Here is a 16177-nt window from a genome sequence, read left to right as displayed (position 1 = left end):
CGTAGGCGACCGCCCTTCACGACCACCAGCATGTCCGGCCCCGGCCTGTCGGCCGGGGCCAGACATGCCTTCACGCTCCCAAACCCCGGTCGGCCTCGGCTTGCGTAGTACTGCCTGGCAACCCCACGATGCTGACTGCACACCGCCGCGCCGACGCGAAGGTGATGCCGCACCGTTGCCGGGTAGCTCATAGTGGACTGCCTCACCGCCATCGATCCCTTCAGGAACGGACACCTGTGACGACTGCTGCCAGCGAGCCCTCCACCGACCCTGTCCCCGGCCGTGTCTGGACGATCCGCCTGACCGGGCACGCCGACCGGACCGCAACGGTCACCTGCAGCACTGCGGCATGCCGGATGCCGCCCCGTTCCAGAGATGTGGCCGGGCTGCGGACGTTCGCCGCTCAGCACGCCGCCGCCCACGCGCGAGTGGCCACCGTCCACGCCAACGCCTGGTGCCACTGCGGCTCCACGCAGTGCACAGCCCACCCCGACACGACCACCCACTGCGCGGGCGGCGTGGCACTCGTCCTCCAGCACGATCCCCTCGTAGGACGCGTCTGGACGCTCGAAGAGGTCTGTGAGGCCTGTGCCCCGTTGATCCCCAACGCCCGGGTCCTGGCCCGCGTTCCCCAGTCTTCGCGCGCGAATCAGCGGCGGGAGGGGCAAGCGCCGAGGGTGCAGGTGCCGGCGCCTGCAGCACGGCCTGCTGTCCCCGGCGGCTTCTCCTCACCCACCGCTGAGCCCGTCGACGGCCAGGTGTATCGGCCCCGCCGTCCGCGCCGCACTGCGCGTCCCGCCCAGCGCCGTGGCCAGGGACGCTGAACCAAGGCCGTGGCATCATCGGCAGGATCGGCTGCGGATCAGGCTCATGCGGCGGTTTCGGGCTGTACCTCGCCCCTGGACGCTGCCGTCGGCTCCGGCGTACCGGCGGCGGTGTAGAACACCGAGGAGCCTTGCTTGGTCCGCTGGATGCGGCTTTTGGCCACCAGGTTTTCGAGGGTGGTGCGCACGACCTTGGTGTCGATGGTGCGCTTGGTGTGGGCCTGCCTGAGGACCTCGGCGATTTCCGCCGCGGAGCGGGGTTCGCTCTGCGCGGTCACATGCTGGTGGATGAGGTCGACCAGAGTGGGCTGCACTGTCTTCGAGGCCTCCGTCTTGCCCTGGGAGCGTTGCGACGGTGCCTTCGCCGTCGACGGGCGTGTGCCGGACGCAGACGCCGACTTCTTCCCGGGGGAGGGCACTGTGGAGCCGCTGGTGCTGGTCGGCTTGGGCGGGGAGGCCGGGACACCAAGTGCCTGTTGCATGTTGAGCAGGACGGTGTGGTCTCGCTGCAGTGTTGCCAACTGCTCGTGCAGCGCTGCGAGTTCCGTTGTGACGCGCTCCTGCTCCTTGGTGTTGTGTTCGAGGTCGCTGGTCACCTGGCTGACGTAGTTTGAAGTCAACTCGGTGGTGTGGGTGGTGCTTTCGGACATTGCTCGCTCCTCGGGGTCTTGGCCTTGGCGAAGCCTCGGTGGGTTGGTTGCGGTGCATCGGGAAGGACGCTCTGGCCGCAGTATGCTCCGGCTCAGCGATATTACGGGTGGGAAGCCCTGTTTCCGTTGTGCGGTGCGCAGAGCCATGGGTTCTCGGATGGATATCGTCTCGGCGTGACAGCCTTATCGATGGGGCAGCCGCGGATGCCATCCCCTGTTCTTCGCAGGGAATCCCGGCCTTCAGGCCGGGCGGGAATGCTCGGCCCGGAGACGTGCAGCGCCGGAGATCTCTGAGTCTTCGGGGTGACGGTCAGACCGGTCGCTTCTGGTTGTCGATGTAGTCCTTGACGATGCTCAGTGGTGCGCCGCCGCAGGACGCGGCGAAGTAGGACGGGGACCAGAACACGGATCCCGCCCCGATCCGGTTGATCCGGCCGGTGTACTCCGCCCTCAGGTACCGGGAGCTGACGCCCTTGAGGGAGTTGACGAGTTTGGACAGGACGACTTTCGGCGGGTAGCGCACGAGCAGATGCACGTGGTCGCCTTCGCCGTTGAACTCCCGCAGCTTCGCGCCGAAGCTCTCGCACTCGTCCTGCATGATCGCTTCGCAGCGCGTCAGCATGCCGTCGTTGAAGATCTCACGCCGGCATTTCGTGATAAACACCAAGTGCGCGTGGAGGTTGAAAACTACATGGTTTCCCCATCTGATGTCGGGATCCGGTTCCCAGCGCGGCGACATGCACCAAGTGCAGTAGGATTGTCCGGACTTGGCCGGAGGGGGTGGGCTGGATGATCCGTGCGTACAAGTTCCTCATGCGGCTCACCGTCCGCCAGGAGCAGGCGCTGGCCGAGATGCTCCGGGATCACTGCTCTCTCTACAACGGGGCGTTGCAGGAACGCCGCGACGCCTGGCGGCAAGCCTCGAAGACCACCGTCCAGTACGGGATGCGCGGGCTGCCCGCGTCACGCAGGAAGACATCGGCGACGAGGTCCTGGGTGCAGGTCCTCGTGCCGTGAGCTGCACATGGTGTCACCGCGCTGCGGCTGCGGGATGCTCCACCGCACGGTCTGCGCGGTGCGCGACTTCATGCCCGACACCCTAGCCGGGACGGCTGCACGGACAGTGCCCACGCTCAACTCGCCTGCGACAGGCGGTCGTGGGCCGAGGGGGTGCCTTTGTAGGCTGCCTCGATTGCATCGGCACTGATGCGGCGGTTTTGCGAGTCCGGCATCGCGGTGTGCGGGCGCACTTTCGTCGTGACCGCGGGCGTTGCCCTCGAGGGATCCGGCTGGTGCGGGTGATTACTGGCTGGCGCGCAGGGCGTCAAGACTCGGGATGACGATGTGCTTCCCATGGGCGTAGGCGAGGTCCTCGCGGGTGAGTTCGGCGAGTGCCACGTCGGCGTCGGAGACGAGGTTGCGCAGTGTGAGCGCGTCAAGGGCGATGCCGATGCCGTCGGGGATTGCTTCGCCGTAGGACTCGGCGAGCCTGACGAGGAGTCTGGTGAGGGCCGCTCGTGGTCCTCTGCCGGCTTGTCGGCTGGAGCGGGCGCTGTCGCGCGCCTCTGAGGTCAGGAGTGCTTGCCTGACCGATGGTGTCGCGCGCAGGTGTTCGGCGAATGTCTGGGACGGGATGACCACCACGTCGCCGTTGCGCAGGTACTCGACGAACTCGTTGGTGGGCATGCGGGTCAGAGCGTGGGTGTCACCCGCTATGTCGCCAGCGCCGCATACGCCCACGTTGAACGCGCCCGCGCCGGTTCTGATCTTGCGGACCAGCAGGCCCGACTTGATGAGGACTACGCCGTCCATGAGCGAGAACTGGAAGATGTTCTGAGTGCGGCGCTGGTCTCCGAGCTGCAGAAGGGTGTCATGGTCCTCCGGTGTCAGCAGGGCGAGGAAGGAGCCCGGCCGATATCCCGTGGAGTGGGCGGCGGGGGCGGCCGGCAGTGGAGAATGGTCCGCGCCCACGGGGTCGAGGGCGGCCAGGGCGCCGGCGGTCTGCTGGACCTCCTGGCCGATGGTGTTGCTGAAGTCCTCAATGCGGTCCAGCGCCCTGTCGATGTTGGCCGCGAACTCCCGCGCAGCGTCGAAGGGAATGGGCAGGACGCGGTTACCGCCGGGCTCCCGGTTGTCGACTGGCGACGGCTTGTCCGCGTGCAGCCGTGCGATGTCCTCCTGCAGGCGGCGACCGCAGCTGATCAGGCCTGCGAGCACCGAGGTGGCCCGGTCGAGGTCGGAAGCGGCTTTGGTGCTGTCGAATGTGATGCGCTCGTGGTGGCGCACGGCCAGGCTGAGAAGAGTGTCCACGCGCACGAGCTCGTCGCGGTCCAGGGGGGTGCGTCGGGCGAGGGTGCTGCGGTGACCCTGGGCGCGTTCCACTTCGTCGGCCATGACGATGACCCAGACCGCGAGTACCGCGTTCAGTGAACTGGCAGCCTGCACTGCCGCTTCGGCTTGCCTGCGTGCCCGCACGGCCTGGTCGAGCTGCCGCTGCTTGTCGGACAGTTCCTGCAGAGCCTCGGCTCTGCCGGTCTCGGCCTCGGCGACGTGCAGGAGACTGTCGATGACGATGTCCCTGCCGTTGAGTGACCGGCTGGGCGGCCCCTGCGCGGCTGCCGCACGACCCTCCCACAGTCGCCTGGCCAGCTCGAGCCAGTGCTCACGTGTGCGCGGGTCGCGGTTCTTGGAACACAGCTCGATCACCTTTTGCACGAACGGCCAGTCCAGCCGTTCGCCGCGGAACCGGGTGGACAGCGCGCTCGTGCTCATTCCGAGGTCGGTGGCCAGGGTGGCCTGGGTGAGGTTGGCCTGGTCCAGTAGCTTGCGGAGGAACGCGGCCACAAGGGGCTTGGCATCAGGGGCCTTCGACAGCGGCCCGGCAGGCCGGCCGAGCCGACGGGGAGCCTGATCGCTCAAGCCCTCCCCCTCGACCCGCGCACCTGTTGGGATTATCCGCGGACAAAGCGTAGTTGTCCCCGCCTCCTGACGCCTGCTGCGCAGGCCGGAAGGCATGACCCCGTGTCTGCATCGGTGGCGAAAGAGACACAGGGGCCCGCAACTTCCTACGGTGCGGCGCGTGTCGGGGCTTCCGGCACCCCGGTCCGGACGGTTCCGCGCTCCACGTAGCGTGCTGAACAGGGAGTTGTTATGCCCTCTGTAGTACTTGATGACGAGAGCACGCGGTACGTGTGTTCCCAGCTCGCTCGGATACGCCGCTTCGACGTGATCTTGTCGATCGCGTTCTGGCTCTACTTCTGCTGCCTGTGGTTGCTGCTGGCTGCTGCCGCCACCGTGGCACTGTGGCAGTTCTACCGGCACCAGAGCGGCATGGCCGTTGCCGCAGGAATGATCACCGGTGGGATCTGGCTCGTCGTGCGACTGTCGCGCCGATGGTGGCGCCGACGCCGCCGCCTGATGCTCCCGCCGCCCGCGCTTCCGCAGGCGTTGAGATAGCAGGCGAGACGAGGGGCTACGGCGGCCCGCCGGGCCGCCTCGCCCGCAGTGCGACGGTGCAGTACAGCTGTGTGCGGGCGGCCTCAGACGCTAGCCCGCGATCAGATCAGGAAGCCGCAGCGAGCTGTCGACTTCGACATGCCGAAGCACAGCGGAAGATGGGGGCTCCTGGCAACTGGCCACTCACCCGTCGCCGTTCACCAACACCTCATCGCACGCGCGCTGAGATGGTCACACTGGCGCAGACGACGCCAAGCCGTCGCTCGCCGCTGCCACTATCAGCGGCGGCTGCACACGATCGAGGGGCGGTCCGGGAAAGAGAACACGGGCCGACCATCAGCCCACTACACTCACCGAAACCGCCCCTGAACAGGGAAAACGTCAAAGCGCTGCTGGAGTACTAGGTCGCCTGCGAGCCGGTTGGCTGGCCTTTCATGGTGCGCCCATTTGGGAGATGAGCCCACGGCCGTCCGGAAAACGGTAACGGTATTTTTCCAGGGCTGTCAGGTCTCTTTAGCGGCTCAGCTATTAGGCTTCTGACACGCGAGGCAGGTAACCGACGGCCGTATCGGGGCTCGTGTGCAACGTTGGGAGCCAGCGGCACAGCCGTTCATTGCCTCGGTTCGAGATCCGCCGCGAACAGGACGGCAGCCTGAGGTTCCCCCGTCATGCGGGAGGTGCTGATCAGCTGGTCAGCAGGGGTTGATGGGTGTTCAGATTCGTTGGTACGGCCGTCGCCTGCTCGGCGTAGTGCTTCTCCTCGAACTCGATCGGGCTGAGGAAGCCGAGCCGTTCCTGGACGCGGCGGGAGTTATAGAAGCCGTCGATGTATTCGAAGAGCGCGAGGTTGGCCTCGGCCCTCGTGGTGAAGGTGCGGCCGCGGATGCATTCGGTTTTGATGAGCATCCAGAGGTTCTCCGCGAGGGCGTACGAGTCCCCGACGGAACCCATGGACGCCTCGACTCCCGCTCGCATCAGCCGGGTTGTGAGCTTGATGGATTCCGCCCACAAAGGCAGCGGCATCCGCCGCTGGGCCAAGAAGCACAAGGTCGAGCTGTGTTTCACCCCGACCTACGCCTCCTGGGCGAACCCGATCGAGGCGCACTTCGGACCGCTGAGACAGTTCACCCTCGCCAACTCCCACCACCCCAACCACACCGTGCAGACCCGAGCTCTGCACGCATACCTGCGGTGGCGCAACGTCAACGCCCGCCACCGCGACGTCCTGGCAGCCGAACGCAAGGAACGCGCCCGCATACGAAGCGAGAAGGGGATCCGTTGGGGCGGACGCCCGCTCACCACCGCAGCCTGACTTGTCCTGGTGCTGCGGTCACAGCGGCAGACTGCCGGTCTGTCGATCACTTGACGTGTGCGGCGATGGTCCGTGCGCACTCCATCGATTCGGTATGCGTGGTGTCCACCTCCAGGTCATAGGTCACCCCCTGGTGAACCACATCCGCCTGCGAGGCGGCCATCCCGATGGTCCGATCGCCTCGGGCAACCTCACGGCCTGCGGCAACCGCACTGTCACACCTGACTCCGACCCACAGAACGCGCAGTTCACCCAAGGCTTTCTGCCATCGCTGCTGTGAGTACGCCCCGCCGAGAAAGACCTCATCGACGATGACCCGGGCGCCCGCACGGGCCATCGCGGCGACCCCCTCGATCCATGCTGCTTCCAGCGTTCGGAATTCCGGACCGATGATCACCTCCCCGTCCCCAGCGAACTCGATCCCACCATCGGACATCTGCATGGACGCCGGCATCGCCTCAACGAACGTGTCTGTCCCGAGGGCCAGCCACGGATCCGGTAGGACCGCCTGCAGACACCGAATGATCCCGGACTTCCCCGAGCTGGAACCACCGTTGACAACGATCACCTGAGTCATCACCGCGCCACAGTAGAGGCACCGAGGCAACGCTCGAAACGGATTTCCGCAAACCCTGCACCGCCTGCCACAACGCGGTGAACCCTCCCGGCCAGAGCACTAGCCTGTCGGGCTTATGGAACAGCTGCCCGAGAGTGTCGACCGCGACATCGTGAACCACCGGATCATCTTCGCCATCAAGGCGATCCGTGAAGCACGCGCCTGCACCCTCCACGAGGCACTGGACATCTTCGCCGAACGCTACGAAGAACTCCGCCAGGATCGCCCTGACGACTTCACGGTGTCACGCGAGGACTACGGCCGGGGCTTCTACTCCTAACCCCGCAGAGCACCACAAAGCTGACCAGGGGCAACGCGGAACGCCGCGACAACCAGTCGTCAGTTCGGCTACAGAGAGCTACTTGTCACTTCGCGGCAGCTTCGGGAGTACAGGGCCGATACGGCGGGGTACGGCGAAGGCCCGGACCATCTGGTCCGGGCCTTCGTGATCTGTAGAATTGTTAGTTCCGGTCGTCCTCTACAGCTATGTCCTAATCCCGGTCGACGTGACGCGCTGCCTTCACCCGGGATCTGCCACGAGCGCACGCTCCTGATCTGGATGCCCGCCCGGGTGACCGAAGCGGTGGAATCCCGGGCGAGGCGACGCGCACGCCAGGCTCCCCGCGGATCAGCACCCACGCCCCGTAGGCGGAGAAGGTTCTCCGAATCGCGCACCATGATCGACTTTTCCTCGCTTCGACGCGGGCGTGGGCGTGCCAGCAAGGACTTCACGATGACGCGCAACCGCCGTCGCAAACTCGACACCCGCGCCGCCGCAGCCCACTCCGACATCCGCTTCACACAGGCTCGCCGTCGAGCCCTGGAAGCGCCCGGCGCCAGCATCCGCACCTACGAGGGCGAGATCGGCATCTGCACCGCCTGCGGTCAGCCGGCCTACGACAGCACCAACGGTGCCAGCCACTTCACCGAGCAGGAAGACGCCGTGTTCTGCCCCGCATTCCCCGCCGCGGCCGGCCTGCTGCGCATGGACTGGGACGACCACTCTCTGCGCATGGTCCGGGAGCGGTACCCGAGCACGCTCGACAGCTTCTGGAGGCACCCGATCCTGAGCCACCCGGGCGCGTTCCAGACGTTCACCGGCCCTGTCTCCGTGTGCACCCACTGTGGCCAACCCGCCTTCTACGACAGGGAAGTCGGCATGAGGCACTTCACGAACCAGTGGGACGGCATCTTCTGCCCGCGCTTCCCGCTCGCCGGGGAGACTCTGACCTTCAAGTGGCACCCCCAGTCGCTGGCCGACTGGAAGGCCGGATGCGTCTGCACCTACCCACACCTGTAGCCAGCGGTGTTCCAAGACGAGCAACTGATCCGGAGCCAGCACAAAATGAAGCCCGAGTAACCCGGGGCTTCATCTTGATCGGGTTCACCGACGGTGGCCGGTACCCCAGGCGAAGGATCAGGGCCGCCAGGATCCAGGGAGCGGAAGACGCTGTCGGGCAGCCGGGCGTGGCGATCCCTGAGGGGAGTGCCGTCCCCTCGTCACCGAGCGGAGTGGTGGGTGCCGAGTCTGGCAGGACGCGGCTGTCGCCCTTCGTGGGCTGCCCGGCCTGGCACGGAGGATCACCATCCTCGGCGCTTGGCCTTCCACTCGGTGAGCGTGGCAAGGGACTTCTGGGCGCGGGAGAGTTCGCCGCCGAACGCGCCAGCGCCGAGCAGTGGCCACGTGTCGGTGAGTTCAGCTTCGATGGTGGCGGCGAGGCCGTTGCCGTCGTAGCCCCAGATGGAGTCGAGGAAGAACTCTCCGGACCAGGGGACGGCGCGGAAGTCCTCGTCGTTGTCCACGGCGATCATGGAGGTGAGGAATTCGAACCGGGAGCATGCGTCCTGGTGGGCGATGTCGCTGGGCTCGACGAGTTGGAAGGGCTCACGCAGCGTGTCCTTCAACCAGTTGCTCTGGGGGTACATGCACTTGTCCCCGCCCGTGAGGCGGTGCATGTCGTTGAGGCCGTCAGCGTCGAGGACACGCCTGGGGGTGAGGGTCCCATGCCGGGCTCACCCCCAGGCTGCGCAGCCCGGCGGCGGCCACCTTGGCCATGGACCGCAGCTCCCGTTCGAGCACCGCCCGCCCCTCGGCGGTCAGCTGCACGGGGCGCTGCCGCCCCGACTCCTCGACCGGCTCGACGAGCCCCTTGGCCTCCAGCTGGGTGAGCGCACCGTAGAGGCTGCCGGGCCCGAGGCGCTCCCCGACTAGCCGCTCGATGGCTGCGTTCACGGCATACCCGTGCAGCGGCCCGTCGGCCAGGGCACCAGCGTCTGGGCGTCGTTGGACTGCATGCCGACCGCCTCTCTCCGTTCGCCTGGACCCAGATTACTACGCACGGCGTAGTACGCGGCGTGTACCATTCTGTCATGCCAAACCGTCCCGACGTGCCGGCGGCCGCCGACGCGACGCTCCCCGCCGACCACCCCGCCCGGACCGCGGTCCGCCGGGCCGCGCGGGACGGCCTCGCCACGGCCGTGCTCTTCACCGCCTTCGCCGAGGTCACCTCCCACGTCCGAGCGGTGCGCGCGGGCAGCCCATGGCAGGACGACCCGTACGACGCTGTGGTCTCGTTCACCCTGTTCCTGGTCCCGGCCCTGGCGGCGCTCGCCGCCGCCAGGGCCGTCCTGCTGCGACGGGACGAGCCGCAGCCGCGCTTCCGGATCGGTCAACTCCTGCGCGCCTGGGGCCTGTGCGCCGCGCTGATCGCCACCACCGCGCTCACCGATTGGACGGCCGTGGCGCTGCGCGCCGACCGAGGTCAATGGAACGGCATGACACCCTGGCTCGTCGCATCCCTGGCGCTCCCCACGGCCGCGGCCGCCCTGGCGGGCACGCGCGTCCTGCGAGCTCACCGGCTCCTCCCACCGGGCCCGCGCGGGCGAGGGGAGAGTGCGGCGGCGGGTGACTGGCTCGACGATCTGGCGCCCGTAGTCCGAGGCTTGGCCGTGCACCTCCCGGCGCCGTTGACGCGCGCAGTGGACCAGGCTGTGACACACCGGCGCTTCGCCTCCGCCGTGCGGTTCACCCGTCGGCACGTCGTGGGCCTCGCCGGGGCGGCGGCCGGGCTCTGCGGCGCGCTGCTGGCCGCCGCGGAGGCCGTCGGCGAGGGCTGGACCGACCCGCTGCTCTGGCTCACCGCCGCGTTGGTCCACGCGGGCGGGTTCTTCGCCTTCGCGATGCTTTGCAACGCGACGCTGTCGATCGCCGTGCCACGCGCGAACGGCCGCCGTCGAGGGTCCGCGCGGGCCGCGCGCCACGCGGTCACGGCGGCGGCTCTCGCCGTCCCGCTCACCGGAGCGCTGCGGGCACCGCTTCGTCCGCTGATCGGCCGGACGAACACCGTTCCGGCTCTCGCCGAACTGGTCCTCACCGGCGCCGCTGTCGCGGGCGTGCTCACCTTCGTGGTCGCCGTCGCACTCGGCTCCGACTGACGCCCGCTCCTCATCGAATCCTCAGCCTCGGTGCGAAACGCTGACTCCTCCTGCCCCGGCATCCGCATCCGTATCCGCACCGAAGTGAGCTCCGACGACGCATCATCGTGCCCGACTACTTCTGCTGGGACGGCTGCCGGCGTCGCCGAAGGCATGTGGGGCCGCTGCGACCGCGACCGCAACGGCGGCTGGCTGGCCTTCACCACCGACCCCCTGCGCACGGACCTGGGCTGGTCCGTGCGCTACCACCCCGAGCACGGCATGACCGTCCTGCTCCTGGACGACCGTGACACCGCCGCCCTGCACGAATACTGGTGGGGGCTGCCGCTGCTGTTCCGCTCCGGCGGCTACTGGTGGGACGGCACCACCTGGTACCGGCCCCAGCAGGTCTGGGACGGCGCGAGCGAGCGCTACGAACGCTGACCGGTCCGCGCTGCCACCACCATCCACGCCGCCGACCTCATCGACGACCACGCCGACCCGGCCCGCGGACAGATCCTGAAGGTCGCCAACTTCGACAAGGCGGCCCCCGCCGTGCAGGGGTGGCCCGATCATCTGACGAAGTGGGCCGCGGCGCGCGCCGAACGCGGCGAAGGCCTTCCTCTGCAGGAGTGCGTGGTCCGCCTCACGGCCCCGGAGTTCACCGGCGACCAGCTGGTCGGCATCCCGGAGATGGCCGAGCTGGCCGGCATCACGTCCTCCACGCTGCGCGCCTATATCTCCCGGGGCGAGAACAGCATCCCGCTGCCGCAGGCCACGATCGGCGGGCGCAGCATGTGGGCCCGCCCCGTGGCGGAGGACTGGGCCGAGGCCCGCAGCAAGTCCTCCGAGGGCGTGGAGGCCGCCATGTCCTCCGGAGACAACGACTCCCTCTCCCGCGGCGCCGCCGACGTACGCCAGCGCTTCACGGAGAACTTCACCCGCACCCTGTGGGAGCGGCCCGCCGTCCGTAAACGCTGGACCCTGCGCCACCGCAACGAGGAAGCAGTCCGTGAACTGGCTGACGAACTGGCCTGGGAGGTCGCCGCGAGCTTGGACCGCATCATCCCGACCGAGGAACTGGGCAGCACGATCCGCCACGCCGTGCTCGACGAGCTCGCCAACGGCGGCGACTCGCACGAGGACCTCGTGGACAACCAGGACTGGCAGTTCGTCGGGATCACACGGCCGGTGTCCAGGATGCTCGGCTGGCACGTCCGTCACTTCCCGTACTCCGCACAGACCGTGATCAACGACATCATCGGTGAGGCCGAGCGGCGCCTCGACCTGCCCCGGCAGGTCACCATCCGCTCCCTGAGCAACGCGCTGACGATGGACAGCGGCCTGGACGGCAAGACGCTGGAGGCCTACCTCCAGCTCGTCCTGCCCCCCGAAAACGCATCCTGACGAAGCACCAGAGGCTGGGCGTCCGGAGCCACTCGCGATGGCTCCGGACGCCCGGAACTGTACGCCGCCGCGACGGGCCCACTCGTACCCGCACCGCCGTCGGCAGGCTGCGGTTGGCGAGGCAGAAATCCAGTGAAGTCGGGCTATGCCGCGTGCCAGCCCCAACAACGCGACGTCGGCGAGTCGACGAGGGCCGTCGTCGGCCGGCGGTCGCTTTCCGGGGCAACCGAGGATCCCACGTGGCCGAGGCCCGCTGGCGGCGCCCTCTGAGGCGATCGAGGATCGCGACTACTGGCTGCCCGAGGGAGCCAGCGTCGAGCTGCCTGGCGTGACGGTCGCCCTCAGGGCGGCCGAGGATCACAACCACATTGAAGTGGACGCGCTCAAACAGCTTCAGACCGTGACAGCTGCCTCCGAAGCGACCGAGGATCACAACCTCATGCGGAAGATGTGCGCGGCGTGCCCCATCGTGTTGCAGCCGCCGGGGCGGCCGAGGATCGCAGCTCCATCACCGTCGGCGAGCGCGGCTACGTCATCGCGGTCAGCGGTTGCCCTTCGGAGCGACCGAGGATCGCAACGCGTCTACGTCCGCAGGACGTTGTCCGGGATCGGCACTGAGCGGTCACCCTCCGGGACGACCGAGGATCGCGACATGGTGATGCAGGGAACCGGCGGAAGCCCCGGTTCCTGGCGGTCGCCCTCCTGGGCAATCGAGGATCGCAACATCAACCAGTACCGGGCCAACATCGGCCACCCTCGCGGCTGGCGGTCGCCCTTCGGGACGACCGAGGATCGCAATGGCTACGGCCTGTGGCTGCTCATCCTGACCGGAGTCGGCTGGCGGTAGCTGCCGCTGCTGATGCAGAGGTCTGGTGGGCGCCCCTCGACGACGGTGTCGAGCACGCTGTCGGCGCCGATCGGCATGCTGGTGTCGGCGGCCGCAGGGCCAGCGGTGAGTATCACGGAGCTGAAGAAGGCTGCCGTCGCGACGGCAGCCCGAAGTGTGCAGATAGGCAGGGTGATTGCCCCCCAAGGGCGCTGCCGGTGTGTGCGGCCTCTGCTGGCCAGGTGGCCGGTGTGCAAAGAGTAGGGCAAGGCTTTGGCACTCCGCGCGGTGGCTTCGGCTCTGCCTGTGCGCACACGTCCTCCCGGAAGCGAGTGAAAACGCCGATACGGAGGCCTGTATGGACCGGGCCGAGCCCGACGACCTGGACATTGCGGAATAGGCCGCGCAGACCGGCGGGCCACCACACAGAATGCCCTCCCATCAGAGAGAGTGAAAAGTGCACATCATTCGTGTGACTGCCATCGAGTACATGAGTGAATGGCTGATAGAATTGAGTGAGTTGCAGGTCCAGGGAGGGTGAGTACACCGGAACAGGCACCCCTGAGTGCGACGGCAGCCCGGAACAATCTGTACGCCTTGGCCGCCAGCGGGCAGACCACGCGGATCCAGAAACGCGACAAGGGCACCGTAGTGAGCGTGGTGCTGGCACCGCTGAACCGGTTTCCCGCCGCCCGGAACTCCGAGGACTTCCCGTCCTGCACCCTCAGCGCCGCCCAGAAGGAATTCGGCGACCTCGTCAACCGGGCGGCCCTGGGACAGCCGCAGGTGCTCCTGCGCGGCTCCACGCCGGTCGCGGTCCTGCTGCCCGACGGCCCGATTCCCCGTGCTCCGTCATCCGATCCGGCCGCGGCCGCCGGTGCGGTGACCGCAGGAGGCGCCGTGAGCCCTTCGAGTCGCGACAGCATGCCCCGCCGGCTCGCCACGCTCGGCGACGCCATCGGCACCGCCCTGAACTCCGCCCCAGCGAGCGGCCCGGCGTTCGGGCTGCCCGCACTGGACAGCGTGGCCGGACGGCTCCAGGCCGGCCGGCTGACCCTGGTGGCCGCCGACCCCAGTGTCGGAGGAAGTCTGCTGGGACTTGCTGCCACACGGCACACGGCCCTGGTCGACCGGCACCGTGTGCTGTACGCCGCGTCGGGACCGAGCGCCGACGACATCTTCCGCCGGATCCTGTCCGCCGAGACCGGTGGGGAGTACCCGCGTCTGAAGCAGGGCCGGCTGACTCCGCACGAGCAGGAGGTCGCCCAGCAGCTGCGGCAGGCGCCACTGATGATCGACGAAGGCAGTAACTTGACGGCCGAGGCGATCGCGGAGACCGCCCCGTACGTCGACGGCCTGGCCCTCGTGGTCGTGGACCGCCTCCAGGCCGCCCACAGCCCCCGGCTGCCGCTGTCCGGAGACCGCCTGCCGGATGCCTCCCAGGTCCTGGCGACACTGGCCCGCACGCTCCACGTCCCGGTCCTGGCCGTCGTGGACAGCAGCGATCCCAGCCTGCTCGGCCTGCTGGACGCCGATGTCCTGATGACACTCACACCGACCGATGACCCTTCCCGGGTCCAGGTCACCATCGCCGAGCGGGACTTCGGGACCCTCGGTGTCGTCTACCTTCAACCCGACCTTCTCCATGCCCGGTTCACTGACATCCCCGGTAACCAAGGGCCCGATCGCGCGGCTGTGGAACTCGCGGACGCCGCGCTTGCCTACACCTCGGGCGCCGAGCGGGGGCTGCCCGCCTCCCTCACGCACACCCTGGACGCGCTGCGCACTGCCGTGCTGGCCTACGACCATGAGACGTTGGCCGAACTCAGGACGGCCCTGACCGACGAAGCCGCGCCCGTTTCCCTGCCGGACACCGGCCCGGGCCGCCGCCTGGCCGAAGCCCTTCGCGCCTTCTGCCAGCCGGCCAATGAGGTGACAGACGGCGCGGTCTTCACGAAGGACGGAGAACTCCGGCCTGAAACCAGCGACCAGAACGCGGAGATCACCACTGAAGGCGGCGCCGGCCGACAGGATGGGCCCGGCCCGGCCGACGAATCCGACGACGAGGAGGACGAGCGGGACATCCTGAAGCCCGGAGACGAGGACGACGAGCCCAAGGACGCCGTCTTCCCCGCCCTGCGGATCCTCAAGGACGCGGTCGGCCGCTCGAAGATGCACCCGATCCCCGTCATCCGCACCGAGGACCGCGACAACGATCCGTGGCCCCTGTTCAGCGAGCACATGGACGGCGAGCCCCGCTGGGCCCACCCGGACATCACCATCACCCGCGTCCCGTACATCAGAGAGAACGGCAAGCGGGTCCGCCGCGACCAGATCGACGTACCCGACTCCTTCGGCGAGGGCGTGCTGTGCCTGATCGACCGCAACGGGTCCTATCCCTCCGCGTGTTCGGCCGTCCCGCTCGCCCCGAACAAGCTGCTGCACACGGGCCCGCTGGACGCGTTCGACAAGAGCCAGGCCGGCATCTACCTCATCGACATCCCCGCGTGGACGCGCACCGACATGCCGCACCCGCTCGGGCGGCTCGTCGACGACGCCGATGCGCAGGGCCGCGTATGGGTGACCACCCCGCACATCAAGCAGCTCGAGAAGCTCGTACGGGACGGCCACCTCGGCGCCGCACCACCCATCCGCGACTCCTGGACCGGCAAGGCCAACGAGAGCCTCTTCAAGCCCTTCTACCAGGCGACCCAGAAGGTACGCACCGAGCTCGTCGACGCAGGCGGCGCCCCGTACAAGGCGTACAAGACGCGGCTGTCCATCGCGCTGCGCCTGCTATGGCCCAAGCGCCCCGAGCAGAAGTCGCCGTTCTGGCGCCCGGACTGGCGCATGAGCATGGTCGCCGAGGCCTCCGTTCGGCACTGGGCGGTCGCCTTCAAGGCCGTCCTCGAAGGCCACACGCTCGTCGCGCTGCGCAACGTCGACCAGGCCATCTTTTGGACTCCGCCCGAGGAGCCGCCGTCCACCTACCGGATCGGCACCGGCTTCGGTGAAGTCAAGCGCAAGTTCATCAACTCCGGCGAGATCATCCTCGAAGGCGACGACTGATGGCAGGGCCCACGGGCTGCGGCAACTCCCTGGGCGCCGCACTGGGCGACCTCCTGCGCTCCCAGGTCACCCCACGCCACCGGCTGTCCACCTACACCGCCCGGCACTGGCACGCCCAGCTCTCCCAGCTGACCGGCACCCGCCGCGGCCATCAGGCACTGGAGGACGCCGGCCTCGGCGTGACGACACAGACCCTGATCAACTGGCTGTCGGACCCCGAGTACAACATCCGCCGCAGCTACCGCGACATCATCCACACCGCGTACGAGAACGCCGCGATCGTCCCCGCCGACCCGCTCCCCGACCACATCAAGCAGGGCCAGTACGAGATCAGTGGCACCGTCAGGACCGGCGACGACGAACGCGACCGCGGCACCCGCGACGCCGCGCCGCTGCGGATCGACGGCCGCTACGGCCGCTGGGACGATATCGAACGGTCGTGGGTGGCCGGCGAACTCACCGACGACGAGTTCGAGGACCACTTCATCGACGACGTCATCGTCGAGGACATCGGCGAAGGCACCGACGGATGGGAATTCCCCGGCGCCTTGTACTCCGTCGAACTCAGGTAGTAGCACCAGTCGAACAGCACGCCGCAGCAGA

At 68.3% G+C, this 16177-nt stretch carries 16 protein-coding genes and 2 pseudogenes; 11 read left to right on the top strand and 7 right to left on the bottom strand.

The genetic code is table 11. The annotated features are described in order from the left end of the window. Window positions 1–868: 868 nt before the first annotated feature. Together ACIRR9_RS41585 and tnpA are read right to left on the bottom strand one after the other, a co-directional pair. Window positions 869–1474, bottom strand: a complete 606-nt coding sequence (locus tag ACIRR9_RS41585) for a hypothetical protein (protein WP_403763522.1) — start codon at window positions 1472–1474, stop codon at window positions 869–871. A gap of 310 nt (window positions 1475–1784) precedes the next feature. Then, window positions 1785–2213 carry an IS200/IS605 family transposase gene (gene tnpA, locus ACIRR9_RS41580; protein WP_403763519.1) on the bottom strand — a complete coding sequence of 143 codons (429 nt, stop codon included), beginning with the start codon at window positions 2211–2213 and terminating at the stop codon, window positions 1785–1787. A gap of 50 nt (window positions 2214–2263) precedes the next feature. Between tnpA and ACIRR9_RS41575 the strand changes: the two are divergent. Then, window positions 2264–2419, top strand: a pseudogene (locus ACIRR9_RS41575) (helix-turn-helix domain-containing protein); the annotation flags it as partial. Between the two features lie 357 nt (window positions 2420–2776). Here ACIRR9_RS41575 and ACIRR9_RS41570 read toward each other — a convergent pair. Further along, window positions 2777–4393, bottom strand: coding sequence for a hypothetical protein (locus ACIRR9_RS41570; RefSeq protein ID WP_403763516.1), 1617 nt, complete (start codon window positions 4391–4393; stop codon window positions 2777–2779). Between the two features lie 231 nt (window positions 4394–4624). On the opposite strand from ACIRR9_RS41570, the gene ACIRR9_RS41565 reads away from it, so the two are divergent. Beyond that, a complete protein-coding gene (locus ACIRR9_RS41565) occupies window positions 4625–4930 on the top strand; it encodes a hypothetical protein (RefSeq protein WP_403763513.1) in 306 nt (101 codons plus the stop codon). Between the two features lie 684 nt (window positions 4931–5614). Here ACIRR9_RS41565 and ACIRR9_RS41560 read toward each other — a convergent pair. Then, entirely contained in the window at window positions 5615–5905 is a 291-nt protein-coding gene (locus tag ACIRR9_RS41560) for an IS3 family transposase (RefSeq protein WP_403763510.1), read from the bottom strand. 25 nt (window positions 5906–5930) lie between these two features. Between ACIRR9_RS41560 and ACIRR9_RS41555 the strand changes: the two are divergent. Beyond that, window positions 5931–6242: pseudogene (locus ACIRR9_RS41555) on the top strand (transposase); the annotation flags it as partial. A 46-nt stretch (window positions 6243–6288) separates the two neighbouring features. Here the strand turns inward: ACIRR9_RS41555 and cpt are convergent. After that, window positions 6289–6819 (bottom strand): chloramphenicol phosphotransferase CPT, encoded by a 531-nt coding sequence (gene cpt / locus ACIRR9_RS41550; protein ID WP_403763728.1) that lies wholly within the window; start codon window positions 6817–6819, stop codon window positions 6289–6291. A gap of 115 nt (window positions 6820–6934) precedes the next feature. Between cpt and ACIRR9_RS41545 the strand changes: the two genes are divergently transcribed. Both ACIRR9_RS41545 and ACIRR9_RS41540 read left to right on the top strand, forming a co-directional pair. Then, window positions 6935–7138 carry a hypothetical protein gene (locus ACIRR9_RS41545; protein WP_358997928.1) on the top strand — a complete coding sequence of 68 codons (204 nt, stop codon included), beginning with the start codon at window positions 6935–6937 and terminating at the stop codon, window positions 7136–7138. Between the two features lie 453 nt (window positions 7139–7591). Further along, window positions 7592–8158: a hypothetical protein gene (locus ACIRR9_RS41540; RefSeq protein ID WP_403763507.1), complete on the top strand. Its 567-nt coding sequence runs from the start codon at window positions 7592–7594 to the stop codon at window positions 8156–8158. A 281-nt stretch (window positions 8159–8439) separates the two neighbouring features. On the opposite strand, the gene ACIRR9_RS41535 is transcribed toward ACIRR9_RS41540, so the two are convergent. Together ACIRR9_RS41535 and ACIRR9_RS41530 are read right to left on the bottom strand one after the other, a co-directional pair. Then, window positions 8440–8784 carry a hypothetical protein gene (locus ACIRR9_RS41535; RefSeq protein ID WP_403763504.1) on the bottom strand — a complete coding sequence of 115 codons (345 nt, stop codon included), beginning with the start codon at window positions 8782–8784 and terminating at the stop codon, window positions 8440–8442. A gap of 43 nt (window positions 8785–8827) precedes the next feature. Continuing rightward, window positions 8828–9091, bottom strand: coding sequence for a PadR family transcriptional regulator (locus ACIRR9_RS41530; RefSeq protein ID WP_403763501.1), 264 nt, complete (start codon window positions 9089–9091; stop codon window positions 8828–8830). A 137-nt stretch (window positions 9092–9228) separates the two neighbouring features. On the opposite strand from ACIRR9_RS41530, the gene ACIRR9_RS41525 reads away from it, so the two are divergent. The 6 genes from ACIRR9_RS41525 to ACIRR9_RS41500 all read left to right on the top strand — a co-directional run bounded on the left by ACIRR9_RS41525 (window position 9229) and on the right by ACIRR9_RS41500 (window position 16146). Further along, window positions 9229–10293: a hypothetical protein gene (locus ACIRR9_RS41525; RefSeq protein ID WP_403763498.1), complete on the top strand. Its 1065-nt coding sequence runs from the start codon at window positions 9229–9231 to the stop codon at window positions 10291–10293. A gap of 30 nt (window positions 10294–10323) precedes the next feature. Continuing rightward, window positions 10324–10716, top strand: a complete 393-nt coding sequence (locus tag ACIRR9_RS41520) for a hypothetical protein (protein WP_403763495.1) — start codon at window positions 10324–10326, stop codon at window positions 10714–10716. A gap of 192 nt (window positions 10717–10908) precedes the next feature. After that, on the top strand, window positions 10909–11679 hold the full coding sequence (locus ACIRR9_RS41515) for a helix-turn-helix transcriptional regulator (RefSeq protein ID WP_403763493.1): 771 nt from the start codon (window positions 10909–10911) through the stop codon (window positions 11677–11679). Between the two features lie 652 nt (window positions 11680–12331). Then, window positions 12332–12526 carry a hypothetical protein gene (locus ACIRR9_RS41510; RefSeq protein WP_403763490.1) on the top strand — a complete coding sequence of 65 codons (195 nt, stop codon included), beginning with the start codon at window positions 12332–12334 and terminating at the stop codon, window positions 12524–12526. Window positions 12527–13102: 576 nt separating this feature from the next. Further along, window positions 13103–15574 (top strand): DnaB-like helicase C-terminal domain-containing protein, encoded by a 2472-nt coding sequence (locus tag ACIRR9_RS41505; RefSeq protein ID WP_403763487.1) that lies wholly within the window; start codon window positions 13103–13105, stop codon window positions 15572–15574. Then, a complete protein-coding gene (locus ACIRR9_RS41500) occupies window positions 15574–16146 on the top strand; it encodes a hypothetical protein (protein WP_403763484.1) in 573 nt (190 codons plus the stop codon). Before ACIRR9_RS41505 ends, ACIRR9_RS41500 begins: the two co-directional genes overlap by 1 nt. Window positions 16147–16177 lie beyond the last annotated feature (31 nt).

It is taken from the genome of Streptomyces sp. NPDC101234 (assembly GCF_044767525.1).
GTDB lineage: Bacteria > Actinomycetota > Actinomycetes > Streptomycetales > Streptomycetaceae > Streptomyces > Streptomyces sasae.
The sequence above is the reverse complement of the archived record's forward strand: the minus strand, read 5'-3'. Positions and strand labels throughout refer to the sequence as shown.